Annotated in this window: 24 protein-coding genes; 10 read left to right on the plus strand and 14 right to left on the minus strand. The window is 57.2% G+C overall.

Annotation, left to right across the window (positions count from 1 at the left end; all coding sequences use genetic code 11):
- Positions 1–152 precede the first annotated feature (152 nt).
- From ABJD00_RS11080 to fabD, 8 genes are all read right to left on the minus strand, one after another.
- Positions 153–1,379 carry a DNA-packaging protein gene (locus ABJD00_RS11080; RefSeq protein ID WP_413834975.1) on the minus strand — a complete coding sequence of 409 codons (1,227 nt, stop codon included), beginning with the start codon at positions 1,377–1,379 and terminating at the stop codon, positions 153–155.
- Between the two features lie 659 nt (positions 1,380–2,038).
- On the minus strand, positions 2,039–3,205 hold the full coding sequence (gene mltG / locus ABJD00_RS11085; protein ID WP_413834882.1) for an endolytic transglycosylase MltG: 1,167 nt from the start codon (positions 3,203–3,205) through the stop codon (positions 2,039–2,041).
- The gene (gene fabF, locus ABJD00_RS11090) at positions 3,205–4,464 is read right to left on the minus strand and encodes a beta-ketoacyl-ACP synthase II (RefSeq protein WP_413834885.1); all 1,260 of its coding nucleotides are present in this window, start codon (positions 4,462–4,464) and stop codon (positions 3,205–3,207) included. The genes mltG and fabF overlap by 1 nt, the downstream gene beginning before the upstream one ends.
- 193 nt (positions 4,465–4,657) lie before the next feature.
- Positions 4,658–5,194 carry a GNAT family N-acetyltransferase gene (locus ABJD00_RS11095; protein WP_413834888.1) on the minus strand — a complete coding sequence of 179 codons (537 nt, stop codon included), beginning with the start codon at positions 5,192–5,194 and terminating at the stop codon, positions 4,658–4,660.
- A gap of 146 nt (positions 5,195–5,340) precedes the next feature.
- Positions 5,341–5,574, minus strand: coding sequence for an acyl carrier protein (locus ABJD00_RS11100; RefSeq protein ID WP_413834891.1), 234 nt, complete (start codon positions 5,572–5,574; stop codon positions 5,341–5,343).
- Between the two features lie 181 nt (positions 5,575–5,755).
- Entirely contained in the window at positions 5,756–6,493 is a 738-nt protein-coding gene (fabG, locus tag ABJD00_RS11105; protein ID WP_413834893.1) for a 3-oxoacyl-[acyl-carrier-protein] reductase, read from the minus strand.
- Between the two features lie 75 nt (positions 6,494–6,568).
- Positions 6,569–7,012, minus strand: coding sequence for a hypothetical protein (locus tag ABJD00_RS11110; RefSeq protein ID WP_413834896.1), 444 nt, complete (start codon positions 7,010–7,012; stop codon positions 6,569–6,571).
- Entirely contained in the window at positions 7,005–7,937 is a 933-nt protein-coding gene (fabD, locus tag ABJD00_RS11115) for an ACP S-malonyltransferase (RefSeq protein ID WP_413834899.1), read from the minus strand. The genes ABJD00_RS11110 and fabD overlap by 8 nt, the downstream gene beginning before the upstream one ends.
- Positions 7,938–8,109: 172 nt before the next feature.
- Here fabD and ABJD00_RS11120 point away from each other — a divergent pair, with 172 nt between their 5' ends.
- Positions 8,110–9,318, plus strand: a complete 1,209-nt coding sequence (locus tag ABJD00_RS11120; RefSeq protein ID WP_413834902.1) for a cytochrome b/b6 domain-containing protein — start codon at positions 8,110–8,112, stop codon at positions 9,316–9,318.
- 199 nt (positions 9,319–9,517) lie between these two features.
- Here the strand turns inward: ABJD00_RS11120 and ABJD00_RS11125 are convergent, their stop codons facing one another.
- Positions 9,518–10,087: a YceI family protein gene (locus ABJD00_RS11125; protein ID WP_413834905.1), complete on the minus strand. Its 570-nt coding sequence runs from the start codon at positions 10,085–10,087 to the stop codon at positions 9,518–9,520.
- Positions 10,088–10,227: 140 nt separating this feature from the next.
- Positions 10,228–10,713, minus strand: coding sequence for a hypothetical protein (locus ABJD00_RS11130; protein WP_413834907.1), 486 nt, complete (start codon positions 10,711–10,713; stop codon positions 10,228–10,230).
- A 264-nt stretch (positions 10,714–10,977) separates the two neighbouring features.
- Here ABJD00_RS11130 and rpsF point away from each other — a divergent pair, with 264 nt between their 5' ends.
- The 4 genes from rpsF (at position 10,978) to ABJD00_RS11150 (ending at position 12,911) form a co-directional block, all read left to right on the plus strand.
- The gene (gene rpsF / locus ABJD00_RS11135) at positions 10,978–11,340 is read left to right on the plus strand and encodes a 30S ribosomal protein S6 (RefSeq protein WP_108835835.1); all 363 of its coding nucleotides are present in this window, start codon (positions 10,978–10,980) and stop codon (positions 11,338–11,340) included.
- 19 nt (positions 11,341–11,359) lie between these two features.
- Positions 11,360–11,584: a 30S ribosomal protein S18 gene (rpsR, locus tag ABJD00_RS11140; protein WP_108835836.1), complete on the plus strand. Its 225-nt coding sequence runs from the start codon at positions 11,360–11,362 to the stop codon at positions 11,582–11,584.
- Between the two features lie 14 nt (positions 11,585–11,598).
- On the plus strand, positions 11,599–12,243 hold the full coding sequence (gene rplI, locus ABJD00_RS11145; RefSeq protein WP_413834911.1) for a 50S ribosomal protein L9: 645 nt from the start codon (positions 11,599–11,601) through the stop codon (positions 12,241–12,243).
- 116 nt (positions 12,244–12,359) lie between these two features.
- The gene (locus ABJD00_RS11150) at positions 12,360–12,911 is read left to right on the plus strand and encodes a DUF4329 domain-containing protein (protein WP_413834913.1); all 552 of its coding nucleotides are present in this window, start codon (positions 12,360–12,362) and stop codon (positions 12,909–12,911) included.
- Positions 12,912–12,964: 53 nt separating this feature from the next.
- Here ABJD00_RS11150 and ABJD00_RS11155 read toward each other — a convergent pair whose 3' ends face one another.
- From ABJD00_RS11155 to ABJD00_RS11165, 3 genes are all read right to left on the minus strand, one after another.
- On the minus strand, positions 12,965–13,753 hold the full coding sequence (locus ABJD00_RS11155; RefSeq protein ID WP_413834915.1) for an endonuclease/exonuclease/phosphatase family protein: 789 nt from the start codon (positions 13,751–13,753) through the stop codon (positions 12,965–12,967).
- 329 nt (positions 13,754–14,082) lie between these two features.
- Positions 14,083–15,414: a trigger factor gene (gene tig, locus ABJD00_RS11160; RefSeq protein ID WP_413834917.1), complete on the minus strand. Its 1,332-nt coding sequence runs from the start codon at positions 15,412–15,414 to the stop codon at positions 14,083–14,085.
- A 539-nt stretch (positions 15,415–15,953) separates the two neighbouring features.
- Positions 15,954–17,111 (minus strand): pyridoxal-phosphate-dependent aminotransferase family protein, encoded by a 1,158-nt coding sequence (locus tag ABJD00_RS11165; protein ID WP_413834919.1) that lies wholly within the window; start codon positions 17,109–17,111, stop codon positions 15,954–15,956.
- Between the two features lie 143 nt (positions 17,112–17,254).
- Between ABJD00_RS11165 and ABJD00_RS11170 the strand changes: the two genes are divergently transcribed.
- The 3 genes from ABJD00_RS11170 to ABJD00_RS11180 all read left to right on the plus strand — a co-directional run bounded on the left by ABJD00_RS11170 (position 17,255) and on the right by ABJD00_RS11180 (position 21,624).
- Positions 17,255–20,164, plus strand: coding sequence for an FAD-binding and (Fe-S)-binding domain-containing protein (locus tag ABJD00_RS11170; protein ID WP_413834922.1), 2,910 nt, complete (start codon positions 17,255–17,257; stop codon positions 20,162–20,164).
- Between the two features lie 2 nt (positions 20,165–20,166).
- Positions 20,167–20,856: a GntR family transcriptional regulator gene (locus ABJD00_RS11175; RefSeq protein WP_413834925.1), complete on the plus strand. Its 690-nt coding sequence runs from the start codon at positions 20,167–20,169 to the stop codon at positions 20,854–20,856.
- Positions 20,857–20,940: 84 nt separating this feature from the next.
- Entirely contained in the window at positions 20,941–21,624 is a 684-nt protein-coding gene (locus ABJD00_RS11180) for a fumarylacetoacetate hydrolase family protein (RefSeq protein ID WP_413834928.1), read from the plus strand.
- A 53-nt stretch (positions 21,625–21,677) separates the two neighbouring features.
- On the opposite strand, the gene ABJD00_RS11185 is transcribed toward ABJD00_RS11180, so the two are convergent.
- Positions 21,678–22,385, minus strand: a complete 708-nt coding sequence (locus tag ABJD00_RS11185) for a FadR/GntR family transcriptional regulator (protein WP_413834931.1) — start codon at positions 22,383–22,385, stop codon at positions 21,678–21,680.
- Between the two features lie 173 nt (positions 22,386–22,558).
- Here ABJD00_RS11185 and ABJD00_RS11190 point away from each other — a divergent pair, with 173 nt between their 5' ends.
- Together ABJD00_RS11190 and ABJD00_RS11195 are read left to right on the plus strand one after the other, a co-directional pair.
- The gene (locus tag ABJD00_RS11190; RefSeq protein ID WP_413834934.1) at positions 22,559–23,452 is read left to right on the plus strand and encodes a fumarylacetoacetate hydrolase family protein; all 894 of its coding nucleotides are present in this window, start codon (positions 22,559–22,561) and stop codon (positions 23,450–23,452) included.
- Positions 23,453–23,513: 61 nt separating this feature from the next.
- Positions 23,514–23,711: a hypothetical protein gene (locus ABJD00_RS11195; protein WP_413834936.1), complete on the plus strand. Its 198-nt coding sequence runs from the start codon at positions 23,514–23,516 to the stop codon at positions 23,709–23,711.

The raw sequence follows: 23,711 nt of genomic DNA on the forward strand, positions 1-23,711 counted from the left end.
TGGGTCTCCTATCCGTCAGGCAAATCGCCCGCCCATGTACAAAGAAAAAGGGCGCCCGCCTCTTCAGCGCCGCCCTTCCTCGTGGGGAACGATCCCCAGCTTCATTTCGCAAAAACTTTCCCTAAAGGGAAAAGTGCCACCCAAACTAAAATCTAAAGTGGCCGGACTCCTGGCCGGCGATATTCTTTTGCCGGTTCGATCATCAACTCGTGCAACGCCCAGACCAGCGCATCCACACGGTCAGGCGATCCATCGCCCACGTATCCTCCTCGCGTCATCTGAACCATCTGATCCTCCAGGGCCGTCAAACCGGGACCATGACTTACTCGGCCCTGCTCATAGAGTGCTGCAATGGGTTCAGCGCGTGCACTCTTTCCTCGGCGGGCATGAACGCCTTTGTAAGACACCATCGGATCAATCTGGCGCACGACTTCGGCTACCAATTGGCCACCCTGATTGACCTCAGCCACCAGGCGGTCCGCCTGAAAGGCATCTACCGCACCCACCGCCGCAGCAGCCCATTCCGACGGGCGCGCGCCTTGGACCGATGCGTCATGGATCACATGCGCCGTCCACTCCTGCGGCGGTCCCTGCATCTGCGCACCCACCACGACAATTCCGCACTCGTCAGCAGATTTTGCACTGGTGACCGCTGGATCCACCCCAACAACAATGCGGTCAAAGTCGATGGGTGCCTTACTATGGCAAGCCTCCAACATCTCACCGGTCCAAAGCGCGCCTTCCGCATCGCTCAACAACACGCCGTCCAGTTCCTGACGGCCAAGACGTGTTCCGGCATATCGATCTCGCACCTCTTGCAGAAAAGAACCTGCCAGATTAGCAGCGTTCGCCTCTGTCGGGGCGTGTGTGGTGACGGTAGAAGGCAACCGCAATAGCGTTTTCAACACGCCCACATTGCGCGGCGTCGTCGTCACACAAACCTGCGGTTTCTCACCCAGACGCAGCGCGAACTGCAACATGTCCCACGTGTCTTGCGCCTTCTTCCACTTGGCCATCTCATCGACCCAAGCAGCATCAAACTGTGGCCCCCGCAATCCTTCCGGGTCAAAAGCAGTATGCACGCTCGCCACAGCACCGTTCGGCCAGATCAAGCGTTTGCGTCCAGCCTCCCACTTTGGGCGGCGGTCAGGCGGTGAACATGCCAGTATGCCACTGTCACCAAAGATCATAACTTCGCGGACCTGCTCAACCGTTTCACCGACCAAAGCCACACGACACGCACGCCCCTCGTCAAACGGTGTCGCCCCTTCGACCATGGATCGCACCCATTCGGCCCCAGCGCGCGTCTTACCCGCTCCACGCCCCCCCATGATCACCCAAGTACGCCAGTCGCCTTCGGGCGGCAGTTGATGCGGCATCGCCCAGAACTCGAATAAAAAAGGGAGGGCGCGCAAGGCGCCCTCTCCCAACTCACTCAGAAACGTGTCTTGCGCTTGCACAGGTGCGGAGGCGACCAAGCGCGCACCGTACCTCAACTCCGGCAGCATCAAGGTCGAGGGCATATCCGCCCTGAGCAATGCGGCTGCGTTTTTGTCTGACTTCTGCAAGCGTCGTCTCCAACCTTTGGCAACTCACAAGCACAGTGTTCAAATCCGTCCCTTTGGATTTGAGCTCTGTACCCCTGACGTCCTCCCCCGCTTCGGCCCTTTCTTTGAGGGCCCTGAACTCACGGCGCAGATCGCTGAGTGAGTTGTGCACGTCGAGCAGAAGCTCATCCGTGCGAGCTTCTTCAAGCCCCGGGGTGATAAGTGTCATATGTGCAAAACCTCTCATGCGTTGGGTATCCCCCGCACGAGCAAAATGAAAAAGCGACCTCGGATTACTCCGACGGCCGCTTGCCCACTTTTCCTAGCTTGCCACAAGTTATACGTGTGACCGTGCGCAGAGTCAAGGAAAATCCGGTTTCCATCAACGGACGCACCGTGCGCTTCAGTTAACAAAACCTCTATTTATCAGAACCCTGCGCGACTACCGCCTTGATAAGGCACCACAACCCTAAAGTGTGTTACACCTCTACTCAGCCGCCATCACTCTGTGATGCGCGCTCCGCTTCGATCTCACGCCAGCGGGCCACATTGCGATTGTGCTCGTCCAGAGTCTCGGCAAAGGCGTGGCCGCCAGTTCCATCCGCGACAAAGAAGACATAAGGCGTATCAGCCGGTTGAGCGGCAGCCATCAGGCTGGCCCGGCCCGGATTTGCGATCGGCGTCGGCGGCAAACCTTCGATCACGTAGGTGTTCCAAGGGGTCACAGCGCGCAGTTCGGAACGGCGCAATCCGCGGCCCAAAACGCCCTGCCCCTTGGTAATGCCGTAAATCACCGTGGGGTCTGTCTGCAGCCGCATGCCGCGATTCAGACGGTTGACAAAAACAGAGGATACTTGCGGCCTTTCGTCAGCCACCCCGGTTTCCTTTTCAATGATCGACGCAAGTGTCAGCAGCTCTTCAGGGCTGCTCAAAGGCAGATCAGGATCACGCGCTTCCCACGCAGCAGAAACCCACAACTCCTGCTGTTCGGCCATCTGCGCCAGAACGTCGGCCCGCTCATCACCCTGACGGACCTCATAGCTGTCCGGAGCCAGCGCCCCTTCCGGCGGGATCTCCTCTACCGCACCGCGCAATACGTCCATGCCACGCAACGCGGTCACGATCTGCCAACTGGTCACCCCTTCGGCCAGCGCAATGCGATACCGGGTGTCCTGCGCGTCTCTGACTTCGGCATACAGCGGAGGTGTCTCATCAACACCGGGCTCGAATTCAACGCGCTCAACAAATCGGTTGGTGGTCGGATCCAATTCGCGCACCAGCGCACTCAAACGGTTAACCCCAATGCGATAGACGACTTCGGTACCACAAGTGCTGGCCCCACCACGTGTAACCACATCGACAATCTCTTCCATCGACGCGCCGGGTTCAACCAAAAAGCTGCCGGCTTTCAACTCACTGGTCTTGCCAGCATAGTCTGCGCCCATCCGAAAAATTGACGCGCTTGAAACAGCACCTTCGGCCGCCAAATCTTCGCTCACCCGACGAAAGTTCGACCCGCGATCCACCTGCACACAAATCGCATCCGCGAGGGGTCCTGGCCCTTCATACTGACCACGACCCCACAGGATCAGGCCGCCCAACACAAACAAGGCGACAATGAGCAGGGTCAACGCGTTAGACGCGATGGATCGCCACATTAGCTGACTTTCCCAAAGATCACGCTGGCATTGGTGCCACCAAAGCCAAAGCTGTTGGAAAGGGCATAGTTCACCGTCCGCTCGCGTTTGGCGTTGGGCGCCAGATCAATGGGTGTGTCCACAGCGGGGTTGTCGAGGTTGATAGTAGGCGGGCAAACCTGATCACGGATCGCAAGGATCGAGAATATCGCCTCGATCGCCCCCGCAGCACCCAGCAAGTGCCCCGTGGCCGATTTGGTCGATGACATGGTGACATTGCCCGCGTGATCTCCAAGCATCCGCTGCACGGCACCCAATTCGATGGTGTCCGCCATAGTCGAGGTGCCGTGGGCGTTGATATAATCGATGTCCGAAGGCTCCAGCCCGGCATTGCGCAGTGCTGCGCGCATGGAACGCTCACCGCCCTCACCATCCTCGGACGGGGCCGTGATGTGATAGGCATCGCCCGACAGGCCATAACCACAAACCTCGGCATAAATCTTCGCACCACGGGAAACCGCGTGTTCGTATTCTTCCAGCACAACAATGCCGGCGCCCTCGCCCATGACAAACCCGTCCCGGTCTGCATCATAGGGACGGCTGGCCTTGGTTGGCTCATCGGCGCGTTTGGTAGAAAGGGCCTTACAGGCGTTAAAGCCCGCAATCCCAATCTTGCAGATTGCTGCTTCAGCACCACCAGCCACCATCACATCGGCATCGCCCAACATGATCAGGCGGGCCGCATCGCCAATCGCGTGGGCCCCTGTCGAACATGCGGTGACTACCGAATGGTTCGGTCCCTTGAACTGATAGCGGATACTGACCTGACCCGAAATCAGGTTGATCAGTGCCCCGGGCACAAAAAACGGGCTGACGCGACGCGGGCCCTTCTCTTCCATCATAACAGCCGTGTTGGCGATAGAATTCAAACCACCGATACCGGAGCCAATCAGAACGCCCGTGCGCTCACGAGCTTCACGCCCTTCTGGCATCCAACCGGAGTCCTCAACCGCTTGTTGCGCAGCGGCCATGCCATAGAGAATAAAGGTGTCGACCTTGCGCTGTTCCTTCGGCGCCATATAGGCATCGCCATTGAAGGTGCCGTCAGAGCCGTCACCAAGCGGGACTTCGCAGGCATACGTGGTGGCCAATCCCTCCGGGTCAAACCCGGTAATCGGCCCAGCGCCCGACAGCCCATCAAGAATCCGAGACCAAGAGGCGTCAACCCCATCCGCCAACGGCGTCACCAACCCCAGCCCTGTCACCACTACTCTGCGCATGGTCTGCCCTCTCACTTGCCTTTTGGCCTCATACCGCGCAGCACGGTCCGTGTACAAGCCCCCGGCCAAGCGAGGCCTTGCCCCTGCAAAGGTGAATTGGGCGCGAAAATTCGGTCATGAAGGTCATCCAGCAGTGCCAAATCAAAAGGGACAAGCGCCTGCAAGGCGCGCCGACCGACCAGCGCAAACACGCTCACACCTGCGGCGGAGATTTGCGCAACAGCAACTCTACTGGCCCACCCATGTAATCAGCGCTTCGCATGGGGACATATCCGAGACGGTGCGCAAGACCCAAAGAAACTTTGTGGACGGGTTCAACCATGCATGTCAGCGGCCCGGTAATCACACGATCGAACCAATCATGTGCCGCCTTCGCCGCCTCCTGGCCGATGCCTTTGCCGTGTACATCCGGCACCAGCACCCACCCTGCTTCGGGAATGCTATCAAAGTCTTCGCCCATGCCACGTGCGCCGTAAAAGAAACCCACCTGCCCGATCATGCGCTTGCTGCCATGTTCCTCGATGGCCCACTGGCCAAAACCGGTCATTTGCCAGTGGCCCGCATTGGCTAGAAATTTCTGCCAGCACAAATCGCGGGACCGCGGCGCGCCACTGGTAAAACGGACGACCTCCGGCATGGCCCAAATCTCCACAAAACGATCAAAGTCGTCAGGGCGCATCGCGCGCAAAGTAATGCGCGCCGTATTTATCGTCGGAATGTGTCTGCTCATGTTTGGTGTCCTGCCCGATCACCGTTCTTTTTTTAAAGATTGCGCGGCGCCTCACCAAAATACAACCCACGTTTGAAGTCCGCACAAAAAACGGCGCCCTTTCGCAAGAAAGAGCGCCGCATATTTCGGCCCGAAGGCCGAATGACTTAGGAAGCTTTGGAGATGAAACCCACAGCGTCGCCAAATGTCTGGATAGTTTCGGCTGCGTCATCTGGAATTTCGATGCCGAACTCTTCTTCGAACGCCATAACCAGTTCAACAGTGTCCAGGCTGTCTGCGCCCAGGTCGTCGATGAAGGATGCGTTGTCAGACACTTTGTCTTCTTCCACACCAAGATGTTCCACAACGATCTTCTTCACGCGGTCCGCGATGTCGCTCATATGACTGTCCTCATGTCTGCCGGGGCATTGTCTGCGCCCCCAAGTGGGTCCCCTTACGATAGGGGCTCTGGTCTTGCCCCCTTGGGGCGGTGAAGCGATTGGCAATTTTCGTGCCAAACGCCGAATTCTGGGCCGCCTATAGCATATCCCGTTAAGATGGCAAGGCGTTACCTGTTAGCGCTCATAACATGGCCATGCCGCCGTTCACGTGCAAGGTCGTCCCCGTCACATAAGCAGCCTCAGGGCTGGCTAGGTACAGCACAGCAGCAGCGATTTCGCTGGCCTCGCCCATGCGCCCTGCCGGAATTTGCCCCATGATTCCAGCCTTTTGGTCGTCTGTCAGCTTGTCCGTCATCGCCGTGGTAATAAACCCGGGGGCAACAGCATTTACTGTGATGCCGCGGCTTGCAACTTCATAGGCAAGGGATTTGGACATACCTACCATGCCCGCTTTGGATGCAGCATAGTTCGCCTGACCGGGATTACCGGTCGCGCCCACGACGGAACTGATATTCACGATCCGCCCCCAACGCGCCTTCATCATGCCGCGCATGACACCTTTGCAAAGTTTGAATGTGGCGGTCAGGTTCACATCCAACACCGACTGCCATTCATCATCCGACATGCGCATAAACAGGTTGTCACGGGTGATCCCGGCATTGTTGACTAGAATGTCGACGGCACCCATCGCCTCTGCAGCTTGCTTGGGCAGGACGGAAACCGCTTCGGCATCCCCAAGGTTGCAAGGAAGCACATGGGCACGCTCGCCCAGTTCAGCTGCCAGCGCCTCAAGAGGCTCCACTCGCGTGCCACTCAGTCCCACAGTCGCCCCTGCGGCGTGCAGCGTACGCGCGATATCTGCACCAATGCCGCCCGAAGCACCGGTAACCAGCGCGCATTTCCCTGTCAGATCAAACATATCTAATCCCTCACCTGTTATCTTGCTGCCTGCCCTGCCATGCCGAACAGCGCAGCGCAAGCCAGCGCAACACTCTCAGTGCAGCGCGTCTGTTACATCAATGCTGACATCCGTGACATTCAGCGACGCATCCTTGGCAATAAACCGGTACACTTCACGCGCCCAAACACCCCGCGTCAGACCACGCGCAGAAATTTCCTCGCTAAGACTGCGATAGACGCCGGGCAATCCATCCAGCGGGCCCAACACCCGTTGGCACAAGGCATTGCCGCACGGCGCATCAAACATCTCGAACCCGTCGACAGGTTGAAACAGTGGCACGCCGATACGCACTTCCATCTCGTCTCCATCGATGCGGTAAAGCGCCGTTTGAGGACCCGCAAAAAACACCGACGCTTTGTCCAGAGCATCATCGAGCCGCTCAAACAGCACCGGTATCAGTTGCATGCGGGTGACCATCGGAATGGTCCGTACAATCCCGCCCATCTGCACCGGTGCAATCTTAATCAGATCAGGCATCGCGTGCGGCCGCAACGTCCTCGGGCGTTCCAACTGCGCGTGTGGCGACTTCGCGGTCGATCCGACGGATCATCCCGGACAAGGCTTTGCCAGCTCCAATTTCCCAGACCTCGGTCACGCCCTGCCCCGCCATCCACATCACACTTTCGCGCCAGCGCACTGCGCCCGTAACCTGATCCACCAACAGCCCGCGCAGAACGGCCAGGTCACTTTCCCCTGCCGCGCGCACATTGGGAACAACGGTGACCGCAGGCGCCTTCATATCCACACCAGCCAATGCCTCCTTCATGACCGCCGCGGCTGGCTCCATCATTGCGCAATGAAATGGTGCGGACACGGGCAACAACATCGCGCGCTTCGCACCTCGGCCCTTGGCAATCTCGCACGCACGTTCAACAGCTGCTTTGTGCCCTGAAACCACCACCTGCCCCGGATCGTTGTCATTCGCGGCCTGACAGACTTCGCCTTGGGACGCCTCAGCGGCAACCTCAGCCACGGCGGCAAAATCCAGCCCCAACACAGCCGCCATCGCACCAACGCCCACAGGAACGGCTTCCTGCATCGCTTGACCACGGGTGCGCAACAGACGCGCGGTGTCGGCCACACTCAAAACCCCGGCCGCACAAAGCGCCGAATATTCACCCAAACTGTGCCCGGCCGCATAAGAGGCACGATCAATTCCAATCCCTTCGGCCTCCAGTGCGCGCATTGCCGCAATCGAAGTCGCCATTAGCGCAGGCTGCGCATTCTGTGTCAGGGTCAGCGTGTCCTGATCCCCCTCCCAGATCAGCGCGCTCAGGGACTCGCCCAAAGCCTCGTCCACTTCCTCAAACACAGCGCGTGACGCCGGATATGCGTCCGCCAACGCTCGGCCCATGCCTATGGTCTGTGCGCCCTGTCCCGGAAATACGAATGCGATGCTCATGTTGTGCCCCTCCCGCTTTTTGTTCGTGCATTTCGGTGTAATCGGCCCACACCTCCCAGACAAGCACCCGCTGCACGGACCCTGTGCACCAATTTGCAATTGCCTCGCGCACAAAGCGCATAACATTGATAGGCAACGTGTTAACTGATGGAACCAGCAACGGAGTGTTCCTATGCCTCTTACCAACACCGCCGACCGTTTTGGGTCTGTGTCCAAGACCTTTCACTGGCTCACTGCCCTTGGGATCATCGTGCTGATGCCGCTCGGTCTCATCGCCAACGGAATGCCCTACGAGACGTCAGAGCAGCTGGCCGACAAAGCATGGATGTTTTCGCTTCATAAGACAGTTGGTGTGGCTGTCTTCTTTGTCGCACTGGCGCGGATCGTCTGGGCGATCAGCCAACCCAAACCGGGTTTGCTGCACCCGGATCGCAAAGTCGAAACACTTGCGGCAGAAACTGTGCACTGGCTGCTTTACGGCAGCCTTGTCGTGGTGCCGCTTTCGGGCTGGATACATCACGCTGCCACAACGGGATTTGCGCCCATCTGGTGGCCTTTCGGGCAGAACCTGCCGCCGGTGCCAAAGTCAGAAATTGTCGCCTCAATATTTGGCGGTGCGCACTTTGTACTGACCAAAGTGCTGGCTCTGTCGCTCTTGCTGCACATTGCGGGCGCTCTCAAACACCACGTGATTGATAAGGATGCCACTCTGCGGCGCATGTGGTTTGGGACCACTGATGCACCCAAAACAACCGGCAGTCACAACCATGCCAAGCCCATCGCCGTCGCTCTTGCCTTCTGGGCCATTGCATTGTCGGTTGGGGGCGCACTGGGAGCCTACGCACCTCACGAAACACCAGGAACGGCTATCGCCTTGGAGGAGGTCCAATCAGACTGGCAAGTGCAGGAAGGGACACTCTCGATTGAGGTGACCCAGTTGGGATCTGAGGTCTCGGGGACTTTTGCCGACTGGACGGCCGCAATCATCTTTGATGAGAAGGTCGACAATGGTCCCGCAGGCAGTGTCGCGGTCAACGTTTCGATAGGCTCGCTTACACTGGGATCGGTGACTTCGCAGGCAATGGGGCCCGACTTCTTCAACGCTGAAAGCTTTCCAACAGCCGAATTTATTGCCGATATCATTTCGGTAGTGGATGGTTATGAGGCCAGAGGCACGCTGACGATCAAGGACCAGTCCATGCCGCTCACCTTGCCGTTTGGTCTGTCGGTCACCGAGGAAGGTGCGTGGATGACCGGCAACGCCACCCTTGATCGGCGGGATTTCGGGATTGGCGATAACATGGCGGATGAAACCAGCCTTAAATTCGCGGTCGAGGTCAAAGTGGAGTTGATGGCGACTCGCGCCGTAGGAGAAGACTGAGGCCTAGAGTCTATGGGGCGCAGGGCCAAATCGCGTTTCCAAACGTAGTTGCGCTCTCCGCCAGCTCTTTGACCCGATACGCTGGTGCCCCCCCTGCGCTCGTTTGATTAAATAAACTTCCGCCGGTACCAAAAACGGGCACAAAAAAGGGGCCGAGCTGTCGCGCGGCCCCACTAATCGCTTCGAGGTAAAACCTAAATCACTCGGCGATGCCAGCTTCTACGGAAATCTGAACAGCCACTTCGTCGCTGATATATGGGGCAAACGCTCCCAAACCGAAGTCGGAACGCAGCAACGTTGTTGTTGCATCAAAGCCGGCCCATGCTTTGTTTGCCTGAGGATGAGTGCCGACCTGATTCAATGTCGCATCCAGCACAACAGACTTGGTGACGTCGTTCATGGTCAGATCGCCTGTAATCAATGCTGTGTCCGTTCCGGTCACTTCGATGGAGGTCGAGGCAAACGTGATCACGTCCTCGTCTGTCGCGCCAAAGAAGTCGTCCGACATGAAATGGCCTTCGCGTTGTTCCCAACCGGTGAACATGCTTTTTGTCGGCATTGACACGGCGACGGACGACGCAGAAGGGTCGTTTTGATCAAATGTGATTTCACCTTCAAAGCCAGAGAACATGCCGAAAGTGGTCGAGTAACCCAGGTGGTCATAGGAAAATATGACCTGACTGTGGCTAGCGTCTAAAGTGTAGCGTTCGGCCGCCAAGCCCACAGAGGCAGATGCGGTCAGGGCAGCGGCGAAAAGAATAGTTTTCATTTGGGAGGTGCTCCACGAAAGGTTGCGTTACGTGGAGCAGAAATGGCGGCGGTCCTGGGGTCCGGCAAGTACACACGACTCAACAGACCCTGCGCGTCAGCGAACAGGATGGCGTGCGCATAAATTGGCCTGTTCAAGTGTTAGAGTTTACCCGCATCGCGCAACGCGCCCATCAGGCTGCGGCGCAAGTCAGGATCGCTCATTGCGACTTCGGCGACGAGGGAGCCGTCGACAGTCCAAAGGCGCGCCATGTTGCCATGGACCTCAGCTGGACCAAGATCGGCAATTGAGATGCGGCTGACAAAGGAACGGTTGCGTCCACTACCGCGTACAAGGCGGACTTCACGGCGCAGTGTGTCGATTTCAAACTCGACTGCCGGTTGGGCACGACCCGCCTGCATGATGGCCAGTCCGGCAAATCCGAGCGCGACTGAAACGCCAAGCTTAAACAAGGCAAGGTCAGGTTCAATTCCGGCGCCTGGTGCTACCCAAACCCCAAAAGCGGCCAAAACCAGTGCGACGCCGCCGACGCTTTGCGCCCCTCTTACCAGCCAACGCTCACCACCGATCATGTGAGGTGCCTCTGGCACGCCCGTCGTGGTCGAGATATCTGTGATGGCAGTCATAGCGTCGTCTCCCGGTATCTTTGTTAATTTCAATTAACGAGCCAAACTGGACCAAAATGCGGCACGCGTTTGGTTATGCTGGGACGACCCGCCACATCGCGGCCACAAATGCCGGGCGTTCACTTCTCTCTTGCCATGGCGGCACGCCGCTCCTATACGGCGCTGTCCTTGCAAATACCTTTTGCCGCGCAGCCTCTCGTGAGCGATCCGCAGGGTGACTTGATCGCTCTTTGAAATGCGCCTTGAAACAAGTGGAGTACGTCCATGCCTCTGTATGAGCATGTGATGATCGCCCGTCAGGACCTGTCCAACACACAGGCCGAAGGGCTCATCGAACATTTTGGAACCGTCCTGTCGGACAATGGTGGCACCCTCGTGGATAACGAGTACTGGGGCGTCAAAACCATGGCCTACAAGATCAACAAGAACCGCAAAGGCCACTACGCCTTTCTGCGCACCGACGCGCCTGCTCCTGCCGTGCAGGAAATGGAACGCCTGATGCGCCTGCATGATGATGTCATGCGCGTTCTGACGATCAAAGTGGATGAGCATAAAGAAGGCCCATCCGTTCAAATGCAAAAGCGTGACGAGCGCGAAGGCCGCGGCGAACGCCGTGAGCGCCGCTGATAAGAAAGGGAGCTAAACCATGGCCACGAAACCATTTTTCCGCCGCCGCAAAGTCTGCCCCTTCTCGGGCGACAACGCACCTGCAATCGATTACAAAGACACACGTCTGCTGCAACGCTACATCTCTGAGCGCGGCAAGATCGTTCCATCCCGCATCACCGCCGTATCGGCCAAGAAGCAACGCGAGCTGGCCCGTGCCATCAAACGCGCCCGCTTCCTCGCCCTGCTGCCCTACGCCGTCTAAAAAGGAGAAAGCACATGCAAGTCATCCTTCTTGAACGCGTTGCCAAGCTGGGCCAGATGGGCGACGTCGTCGACGTCAAATCCGGCTACGCGCGCAACTTCTTGTTGCCCCAGAAAAAGGCTCTGACCGCGTCTCAGGCCAACATCGCGCATTTTGAAACCCAAAAGGCGCAGCTTGAGGCCAACAACCTCGAGACCAAGAAAGAAGCCGACGCGCTGGGGTCCAAATTGAACGGCCAGCAGTTCATCGTGATTCGTCAGGCCTCTGACGGCGGCAACCTCTACGGTTCTGTCACCACACGTGACGTTGCCGAAGTTGCGACTGCCGAAGGCTTCACAGTGGATCGCAAGCAAGTCGTCATCCCCACGCCTATCAAGGAACTGGGTCTGCACGACGTGGATGTTGTTCTGCACCCCGAAGTCAGCGCAACTGTTCAGCTGAACGTTGCTCGCTCGACTGAAGAAGCCGAACTGCAAGCCTCCGGGAAATCGATCCAGGAACTGGCCGCCGAAGAAGAGGCCGCCGCCGAGTTCGAAATTCAGGAACTGTTCGACGACATCGGCGCTGCTGCGTCCGAAGACGACGAACTGGCTGAATCTGCTGGTGTTGCGCCTGTCGACACACCGGAAGACGATACTTCGGACGAGACACAGCCGTAAGCAGCCTCGTAACAAATCAAGCCAGCGCCGCGTCCTTAATCAGAGGGGTGCGGCGTTTTTTTGTGTGCACGGGTCAGCGAATTGACACCGTGCGCCGCACCCGGCAAAGCTGCGCCATGCGCACTGTCATCCTCCCTTTTTTGTTTGCCCTGTCCGCTTGCGTTGTCGAAGACGTCGCCTCGATTGAGATGGCGCCGCGCGCAGTGGCGCAGAGCCAGACTGAAATCGCGTTCGTCAGCCGCCTGTTCAACGATATTCAAGTGCCATCCATTGCCGAAGATCGCGAATATTGCGGCCTCATCGGAATTGACGACGCGGGCAACTACGTGGCCACCGAACCCCGTCGTGGGCGCACTGCGACCTGCCTGCCGCCTGATCCGGCCTACGCCAATTTCACAGTGCTCGCCTCCTTTCACACGCACGGGTCCTTCAATACGGAGTATTTCAACGAAATTCCTTCCTTTGACGACATGCGCACCGATATCGAAGATGGAACAGACGGTTACATTGCAACACCCGGCGGCCGGATGTGGTACGTAGACGCCCGTTCACAGATCGCACGCCAGATCTGCGGATTGAATTGCCTGATCCCAGACCCCGACCACCGGGAAGACCCAAACTTCTTGGTGCAACAGTCTTACACGCTGGATGACTTGCGAGATTACTAGGAGTTTATTTTCTGTGCGACTCCTTTGGTCGACAAGCGTCCCCGATATTTGGGCTATGGCAGCGCTATGTCCGCCACAAACCCTCGGTGATTTGACCCAAGGTTCTCACCAAAATACGCGATACTCACAACACGAGCCCCGTTCTTGACCAAGACATGATCTAAAGGGACGCCGTAGTCGCCTGCCCAGGTCGGCCAGGTCCCTTTCGGATTGCGCAGAGTCCGCATCTCGGTTGAAGACAACAGGTGCAACATGGCCCGACTCCATGGAGCTGCGTTGAAATCTCCGACCACAACGGAAGGTCCAGAAAACCAGTTGTATTGCGCAATCACTTTTTCCAGTTCTGACTCCGCAACGCCCGACAGCCATGGCTTTAGCAGGTGGCTGGCTGCCAAGAAGAAGGACTTGCCATTCGGCAGTTCAAGCTCAGCAACCGCATATCGATCATCCCAGAAGGGATTCAGCGGTAAAGTCCAAAATCGTTTTGGCTGCTCCTTGGAAGCGACAAGCAGTTCGCATTCTTGTTCGGCGCAAGGCGACAAGAAACGGTAGAGACCGTCTAAAGGCTCAAGGTGATCTTCGACGGCGCTGCTCTCTGCGAAGATGATAACATCGGGATCAAAACTTACCGCTGTTTCAATGATCCGCGCACCGTTTTTTTCATTCTCGCCAAGCGCATTCATAAAGATAAGCCTGACATCAGCCGTTTGTTCAGGGGCGAGCGGCAAGCTGATTTTTTGATGCGCTCTGAATTGCTGTCCCCCTGCTGCAAGCGCCAGCAAAGCCAATCCCCCCCCGATCCGCCGCATGCCGAGACCAATCGCCGAAAGAGAGAGGGTCAAGGACACCAAAAGGATTTGCGGTGAAAGTGAATCGAATATGCGTGCGACTGGACCAAGGGCACTTTCGGTCGGAACGAACCGCATCAATGCGCCGACGGATACCAACAGTAGTGCCAAAGTTGAGAATGCCGCGGCCGTTTGAGCTTTCCAGATTTTGGGACGTTCGCTCATACGCAACTCATTTGAAATAACTCATTGTGCTCGTTTCTGGAGATAGGCCCTTTCATATCCACATGAAAGCGGCCAACGAACGTGTAAAACAAGCGCTGCAATGAAAAAAGGACGCGCCCCATTGGCGCGGCCTTTTCAAAATCAGCGTGATGCTTCAATCATTCGTCTTCAAGCGCCTCAACAGCGGCCTTAAGATCGTCCGCGGACACTTCCTTGTCCTTAACAGTCGCGTTTTCCACGATGTGATCTACGACTTTGTCCTCAAACAGGGGCGCGCGCAGTTGCTGTTGCATCTGCTGGTTCTGCTGAACGAACTCAAAGAACTGACGCTCTTGCCCGGGATACTGACGCGCCTGCGTCATTATCGCCTGGCTCATCTCGGCGTCAGTCACTTCGACTTCGGCCTTTTGTCCCAGTTCTGCCAGCAACAGACCAAGGCGGACGCGGCGTTCTGCCAGCGTTGTGTGCTCATCAGTTGTTTCGATCTCGGGGTGGTCGTGCCCCTCGACGTCCGGGTTGTCCTCGTGCCACAGCTGGTGCGCGATCTGCTTGGCCTCGGCCTCAACAAGGCTCGGGGGCAGCTCAAAGCTGACGGCCGTGTCCAGTTGGTCCAGCAGGCCCCGTTTCATCACGGCGCGTGCCGCGCCGGCATATTCGCCTTCGAGCTGCTCTGCGATGCGAGTCTTGAGCGTGGCAAGATCATCGGCACCGAATTTTGTGGCCAACTCATCGTCGATCTCAGCCGCAACCGGCTCTTTTACTTCTTTGATGGAACAGTCGAACACAGCTTCTTTGCCAGCAAGGTGCTCTGCCTGATAATCGTCGGGGAAAGAAACGGTTACAGCCTTTTCTTCACCTGTTTTGACACCAACAAGCTGCTCTTCAAAACCGGGGATGAACTGACCAGAGCCGAGTACAAGCGCATGCCCTTCGGCAGACCCACCCTCAAACACTTCGCCGTCAACTTTACCAACAAAGTCGAACACAACCTGATCGCCATCCTTGGCTTTGGAGCCCTTCTTGCGGTCTTTGAAGTTTTGTGCGTTCTCAGCAAGTGATGTCAGGGTCTCTTCAACGGCAGAGTCCTCTGGCTTAACAACCAGACGCTCCAGCTTGAGCGCGGCCATGTCGACCTCAGGTATGGCTGGGAGGGCCTCATAGGACATTTCGACATTCACGTCGTCGCCCTCTTTCCAGTCCTCGTTCGTCATCTTGACTTCAGGCTGCATTGCGGGGCGATCGCCAGAGGCCTCAAAGTGGTCGGACATGGCGCCATCAATGCTTTCCTGCATGACTTCGCCCATAAGGCGCTGGCCAAACTGCTTTTTCAGCAGCGCCATGGGCACTTTGCCCTTGCGAAAGCCTTTCATCTCAACGCCGGGCTGTGCCTCTGCCAGCTTTTCGTTGACTTTCTCGTCCAGTTCGGCGGCGGTCACGGTGATGGCGTAACCGCGTTTCAGACCTTCGTTCAGCGTCTCGGTGACCTGCATGTGTGCTCCCATAGCAAAAAGGCCCCAGCATAAGGGGCGCATCGAAATTTCGCGCCCTTCTATGCAGCGCGCGCCGCACGTGCAAGGGGATAGGCAGGATAGGGGAAAAAAGGCTGAAAGAGTCGCGGCAACGAAGAATGCCCGCTGGCCAGATGCGATGGTCATTATTCATCCCAAAGGTCAGGCAAGAGTAACTACGAGCATAGTCGCATTGATCGAGGTCGGTGGCAGCTTCGAAAAGAGTAACGCGTTTTCAAAGACAACGGTCACATCAGGTCTATTGGCCGAACTACCACGATGATCCACAGACTGATAATGCGTCTGTGCAATTGGTCGAGGTAATCTGGGAAACTGCAGACGAGGCAGAAAACGACATGCCGTTCTGAACAGTTTAACTGGAAATGCGGGCATGCAGAACTGGTTCAGCGCCAGTGTTGCGCGCTAATACAACTGCCCCGCGAATGGTCGAGCCAATTTGCTCCACAACCGCTGGCCATCGAAAAAATCTCCGAATTCTTTCAATACCCTAAAGACATCTCTTAAGCGAGATGTGCCATGGCCTCCTGCACACCACCGGTCTCATGGGGTACATTTGCGCGGCTTAACCCCATTTCGACCCCCGCAAGCGTGCCAATCAGCATCAGGTCGTTGAAATCCCCAAGATGGCCGATGCGGAACACCTTGTCCGCCACCTTGGACAACCCGTTGCCCAATGATATGTCGTAGTGCTCCAGCGTTGTTGCGCGAAAGGCGTCTGCGCTATGGCCATCAGGCAGCTTCACGGCAGTCAGTACGCCGCTTTCCTGACCTTGCGTGGCGCATAGCACCTCAAGCCCCCACTTGCGCACAGCGGCCCGTGCCGCAACACCGTGGCGGGCGTGCCGAGCAAAGACATTATCCAGCCCCTCTTCGTGCAACATGTCGATGGCTTCGTTAAGCCCATAAAGAAGATTGGTCCCTGGTGTGTACGGGAAATACCCGGTTTTGTTTGGGCCAATCATATCCGCCCAATCCCAGTACGAGCGTTGCAGACCGGCCGTTTTGTTGGCTGCCATCGCCTTGGTGCTTGCCACGTTGAACGACAGGCCAGGCGGCAGCATCAGCCCCTTTTGCGAGCCTGACACCGTGACATCCACGCCCCACTCGTCGTGGCGATAGTCCAAAGATGCCAAACCCGAAATCGTGTCGACCATCAGGAGAGCGGGATGCTGCACGTTGTCTAGTGCCGTGCGCACTTCGGCAATTGGCGACACGGAACCGGTCGACGTTTCGTTATGCACGACGCACACCGCCTTAATCTTGTGTTCCTTGTCCTCAGCAAGGCGCGCCTCGATCTGCTCAGGATCAGCGCCGCCGCGCCAGTCGCCTGCGATCAGCTCAGCATTGAGGCCAAGTTTGCTGGCCAGTTTACACCAAAGCGTCGAGAAATGCCCTGTTTCATACATCAGGACGTGATCGCCTGGTGACAGCGTGTTGACCAATGCGGCTTCCCATGCGCCGGTGCCTGAGGATGGATAGATGAACACGTGGCTTTCAGTTTTGAAGATCAACTTCATCCCCTCCAGTGCGCGCAAACCAACCTTGGCAAAATCCGGGCCCCGGTGGTCAATGGTTTGCTGACCAATGGCGCTCAGAATGCGGTCAGGCACAGCACTGGGTCCGGGAATTTGCAGGAAGTGGCGGCCAGCTTTTCTCATGATTTGGGGTCTCGCGATCAGGTGTTTCGGGTGCATGCAGGTCAGCATTTGTGCCCGGCAGGTGCGTTTTCGATTGTCGCAACGTAATTTTGAATTCATAATTAAGTCAAACGAAAAGAAACGCCAAACTTACAGGTCCAACCATGCAAGATCTCTTTGATGCACTGAAAAAACGCGTTGAAGGCGACGTCATGTTCGACAGTTTTTCGCGCGGGCGCTATGCGACGGATGCGTCGTTGTATCAGATGATGCCAGTCGGCGCGATGTCTCCGAAATCCGAAGATGACATATCTGCGGCCCTCGATATCGCAGCCGAACAGAGCGTTCCCCTGCTAGCCCGTGGCGGCGGGACATCGCAATGCGGCCAGACGGTCAACACTGCGCTGGTTCTGGATAATACGCAGTATTTCAACGACATTCTGGAACTTGATGTCGAGGGTATGCGCTGTGTCGTTCGCCCCGGCATTGTGCTGGATGACCTGAATCGCGCATTGAAACCGCATGGTTTGTGGTTTCCCGTCGATGTCTCGACCGCCTCGCGCGCGACGATCGGCGGTATGACATCGAACAATTCATGCGGCGGCAAATCGCTGCGCTATGGCATGATGCGCGACAATGTTCTGTCGATCAAAGCGTTTCTGGCGGACGGCAGCCAACACCAGTTTGGTCCTGTGGACGCGGGCTCACCTGCAAGTTTCAAAGCCCTGCAAAACGACCTGCTCGCGCTTGGTTCGCGTGAAGCCGCTGAAATCGATGCCCGGTTTCCCAATGTCATGCGCCGCGTGGGTGGCTACAACATTGATGCCCTCGTCCCCAAGGGCACGCCAAACAATCTCGCCCACTTGCTGGTTGGTTCCGAAGGGACACTGGCCTACTTCACAGCGATTGAGTTGAAGCTGTGGCCAATCCTGTCGGAAAAAGTGCTCGGGGTGTGCCACTTCCCTACCTTTCATCAGGCGATGGATGCCGCACAGCATCTGGTCAAATTGAACCCCCAAGGGGTCGAGTTGGTGGACGCCACGATGATCGCGCTGGCCCGCGACATTCCCATGTTCCGGGAAACGATCGAAGCCGTTGTCACAGGCAAGCCCGACGCCCTGTTGCTGGTCGAGTTCGCTGAAGAAGACACAAGTACGCATCCGCAAAAGCTGAAGGACCTTGAAGACCTCGTTGGCGACCTCGGGTTTGCGTGGGACAAAACGGGAAAAAAATGGGGTGGCGTAACTGCGGTGCCCGATCCCAAGATGCAGGCGCGCATCGCGGACCTGCGCAGTTCTGGCCTGAACATCATGATGTCGATGAAGGCGGACGGGAAACCGGTGTCCTTTGTCGAGGATTGCGCTGTGGAACTACCGGACTTGGCCGCCTACACCGCTGGCCTGACGGAGATTTTTGAAAAACACGGCACGCGCGGCACTTGGTACGCTCATGCCTCGGTCGGGTGCCTGCATGTGCGCCCGGTGTTGAACCTGAAGCTTGATCAGGACGTCAAAAAGATGCGGGCGATTGCCGAAGAATGTTTTGATCTGGTCGTAGCTTACAAGGGGTCCCATTCGGGCGAGCATGGCGATGGTCTTGTCCGCTCAGAATTCCATGAAAAGATGTTTGGCCCGCGCATGGTGGCGAATTTTGCCGAAGTAAAGCAGCGCTTTGATCCGAACGGTATGTTCAATCCCGGCAAGATCGTGAATCCGCCCAAAATGGATGACCGGTCGCTGTTTCGCTATAGCCCGGATTACGCAGTTCCCGCGTTCGAGACCGGGCTGGACTGGTCCGAATGGACCGGCAGTGGAGGTGGATTTCAGGGTGCCGTCGAGATGTGCAACAACAACGGGGCTTGCCGCAAGCTGAAGGGCGGCGTGATGTGCCCGTCGTTTCGGGTCACCCGCAAGGAACAGGACCTCACACGCGGGCGCGCGAACAGCCTGCGACTGGCGATCTCGGGCCAGCTTGGGCCAGACGCGCTGACCTCCGATCAGATGGCCGAGACGATGAAGCTGTGCGTGTCTTGCAAAGGCTGCAAACGAGAATGTCCGACCGGTGTCGACATGGCGCGCATGAAGATCGAAGTGCAGGCCGCACGCAACGCCAAACATGGGCTGAGCCTGCACGACCGGCTGGTCGCTTATCTTCCCCGCTATGCCCGCTGGGCGGCGCGGGTGCCATTTCTGATGAACCTGCGCAACAGCGTGCCGGGACTTGCCAAGGTGACGGAAAAGCCCACTGGTTTTACAGCCACGCGTGATTTGCCCGAATGGCATGCGCGCCCCTTTCGCGACAGCGAAGTGGACGCGAGCGATACTCCAGGGGCGGTCCTATTTGCGGACACCTTCAACCGTCATTTTGAGCCCGAGAACCTGCGCGCCGCCGCCAAGGTTCTCAAGGCCGCCGGTGTCCCGCTGGCCGTGGCCCAAGCCCCGGCAGGCGAGCGCCCCTTGTGTTGTGGGCGTACATTCCTGTCCGCTGGGCTAATTGACGAGGCGAAGGTTGAGGCCCAGCGCCTTGTCACAGCCCTCCTGCCCTATGCCCAGAAAGGCATCCCAATTATTGGACTTGAACCCAGTTGCCTCCTGACCCTGCGCGATGAAATACCCGCTCTTTTGCCCGGCCCGGACACTGAACTTCTGTCCAGATATGCGGTGATGCTGGAAGAGTTTATTGCGGATCAGGACGGCAATCCCGATTTCGACCTTCCCTTGGCCTCCCCTGCCCCCAAGGTGCTGCTGCACGGTCACTGCCACCAAAAGGCGCTTGGGGTAATGTCCTCAATCGAAAAGACCCTCGCCCGCCTTCCCGATACAGAGGTTGAGGTTGTCGAGACCAGTTGTTGCGGTATGGCCGGTGCGTTTGGCTACGGCGTTGAGACCCATGAGGTGTCCCGCAAGATGGCAGAGCTGGATCTGGTGCCGGCCGTTAATGAAGCCGACAAAGAAACATTGATCGTGGCCGATGGCACGTCGTGCCGTCATCAGGTCGCCGACCTGACGGATAAGAAACCCATTCACATTGCGCGTTTGCTTGAACAGGCCCTGATCGAACGAAAAGGAAGTTGAGCGTGGACACATCCCAGACCATCGTTCGGAAATCACTTCACCACGAGTTGGTTGACCGACTGCAAACCCTCATCCTCAACTCCGAGCTAAAGCCCGGCACCAAAGTCCCAGAAAAGCTGCTTTGCGATCAGTTCGGCGTATCCCGTACACCGCTGCGTGAGGCACTGAAGGTTATGGCCAGCTACGGTCTGGTGCGGTTGGAGCCAAACCGTGGGGCCTGGGTGACTCAAGTCACAGAAGAAGAGGTTGAAGAAGTGTTTCCCGTTCTCGGCGCGCTCGAAGCCTTGTCAGGTCAGTTGGCCTGCGCGCGCATCATCGATGCCGAAATCGAAGAGGTGCGGACACTCCATGCGCAGATGGTCCAAAGTTATGAGAACCGGGATCTGGACGCCTATTTCATCGTCAACCAACAGATCCATCGTGCCATCCTGATGGCTGCGCGCAATGGGACACTAACGACTTCATGCGAAGCACTGTCCCTCAGGATGCAGAGGGCACGGTATCTGGCAAACATGTCTGAAAGCCGCTGGTCTGACGCCGTGCAGGAACATGAGAAAATCCTGCACCACCTAGCCGCACGGGATGGCGCCAAGCTTGCCGAAACACTGCTGCATCATATGGATGCCAAGCGTGCGTCGGTGATCAAGTGGCTGCGATCTCAGCGGGACGATAGCCCGTCAGGGCTGGCTTGAGCGAACCAATTCGCTCATTGGTCAGATTGATCTCTCAGTGCCCAACCCTTATGCCATGCGGAACCCAAAACACGGAGCTGTCCAATGTCTGACTACGTTATTCCTGCACCATCCATCACGTCGATCCCTGTTGCTTCGGGTGGCGCGTTCCCGGTGCGCCGTGTTTATTGCATTGGGCGCAACTATGCCGCGCACGCTATCGAAATGGGCCACGATCCAGACCGTGAACCGCCGTTCTTTTTCCAGAAGAACCCGAACAATCTCGACACCACGGGCGACTTCCCCTACCCGCCCCACACATCCGACGTGCATCACGAAGCAGAACTGACGGTTGTGCTAAAATCGGGCGGCAAGAACATCCCCGTCGAGAGCGCGATGGAACACGTCTATGGCTATGCGCTGTCACTGGACATGACGCGTCGCGACCTGCAAGGCGAGATGAAGAAAGCAGGCCGTCCGTGGGAAATTGGCAAGGCGTTTGAACGTTCTGCCCCGATTGGTCCGATCCACACCGTTGAAGAAGTTGGTCATCTGGATGAAGGCGCCGTCACTCTCAAAGTGAATGGTGAGTTGCGTCAGGAAGGTGACCTGAACCAATTGATCTGGAAGACTCCAGAAATGATTTCATACCTGTCAGAGTACTTCGATCTGGCCGCAGGTGACGTTATCATGACCGGAACGCCATCAGGCGTCGGCCCAGTCGTTAAGGGCGATGTGATGGAGGTGGAAATCCCACCCCTTGGGACGCTGACAGTTACAGTCACCTAAAAGGTTATCCCTGCTCCGCGATATTGAGGCGTCCTGTTTAGGGCGCCTTTTCCTTAGCTGTCTTTTATTGTGACCCGCGCATCCCCAGCGGTTTCATCCATGCTCGGCAGGATCCGACCATAAACCGAGTGCAGATGCTGTTTCATGCAATGTGCAGCAAAATCGCGGTCTTTTCCCTCGATAGCCTGCCTGATCTGATCGTGCTCCAAAAAGCTGGAATAGTTTTTATCAGGTTTGGACGTCTTTCGCGGCTGCCCCCAGACCATGGAGCGGCGAACGACGTTGAGCGTCTCAAAATAGTAAAGGAACAACTTGTTCTTTGCGCTGCGGGCAATCGCATGGTGAAATTTGTTGTCCCACGCTTCATAGCTGCGCCAGTCTGGCGCTGCGCGACACCGTGAAGCACAGGCATGTATTTCTTCGCGGTCTGCTGGTGTGCTGTGCATGGCGGCCAGACGCGCCAGTTCCGGTTCAATGACAAGACGCACAGAGGCGACATGCGGTGGTGTCACCTGGTCCCGCAGATACAGCACGTCGTCGAGGTTCAGTACGGGACGTTCACCCACAAAAGTCCCTCGTCCGACGTGTCGCCAAATCAAACCCCGCGATTCAAGCCGAGCCAAAGCGCTGCGCAATTGGTTACGCGTGACATTGAGCTTGATGCACATCTCCCGCTCTGGCGGCAGACGATCGTTGTGGGCGTAGCCCTCGGACGCAATCGTATCCCGGATGCGCTGCACGAGAAGTTCAGTTTTTGGCATTGCGATTCACCCAATCAGGGAATTGGTTGGTTGATTTCATGGACTGGAACGCTCTTTGTCAAGGGAGGGAGAGCGTAGATAGCAGCATGCTGCGGAGCGAGGCCGTTACGGACGGAGCGCAATTCAGCCCGTGATAAGCTTGCATCCGGACGCGCTCAGAAGGAGGAAACCGTATGAAACTGGCGACACTTTTGGAGGGAGGTGATCCATGTGCTGCGGTACAGATTGCCAACGGCAGCTGGTTGAACGTTGCTGTAGCAGGTGGTTCCGCGAGCAGTATTCAAAGCATTATCGAGAAGGGCGATGCTGCACTGTCTGCGCTACACACCTTGATTGCTGAAGCAGACGCCGGCCAGCATTCAGATGCGGTAATCGCGGACCCTGATCTGCTGGCGCCTACTCCGCAGCCCCGCAAAAATGTCTTTTGCGTTGGGCGCAACTATGCAGAACACATCGCCGAAGGTGACCGCGCGCAAAAGCAGAATGTCGGCGTCACGGAGCACCCTGTATACTTCACCAAACCGCCGACCTCGATTGTATCGCCGGGTGGCGACATTCTGGTGTTCCCGCAAGTTTCAACATCGATCGACTATGAGGTCGAGCTGGCCGTAATCATTGGCACGCCAGGGCGCAACATTCCCAAAGAAGCCGCATACGAGCATATCTTTGGTTACACCATTTTGAACGACGTGACGGCTCGTGACGTGCAGCGTCGCCATGGTGGACAGTATTTCAAGGGCAAAGGGTTTGATGGCTCTTGTCCGCTAGGCCCATGGATCGTGACTGCGGATGCCATCAGCGATCCACACAACCTGTCCATCAGCCTGTCTGTCAATGGCGAACAACGCCAGAACGGCAGCACATCTGATATGATTTTCGATATTCCAACGCTCATCGCGTCCCTGTCACAGGGGATGACATTGGAACCCGGTGACATCATCGCCACCGGCACGCCATCCGGCGTGGGATACGCGATGGATCCCCCCCGTTTTCTGACAGACGGCGACACTGTCGTCTGCGCAATTTCGGAAATCGGGGAGTTGAGGAACTCTGTCCGCAACGCCTGATCCAGGCAGCGCACCAAGAACAAAGACCTCGACACAAAATTAACCAAGGAGGAGACACAAAATGACAACCAGAAGAACATTTACCAAGCTCTTGGCTGCGATCCCGGTCGCAGGCCTTTTGAGCACCGGTGCAATGGCGCAAAACCTACGGGACATCACGTTTGTGCAGCCCAGCCCATCGGCCATCAACTCTTTCCCCGTGTTCGTGGCCATTGGCGAAGGTTTCTTTGCCGACGAAGGCCTGAACGTCACGGTTTAA

Origin of the sequence: Tateyamaria sp., from assembly GCF_039945315.1 — a bacterium.
Classification (GTDB): domain Bacteria; phylum Pseudomonadota; class Alphaproteobacteria; order Rhodobacterales; family Rhodobacteraceae; genus Tateyamaria.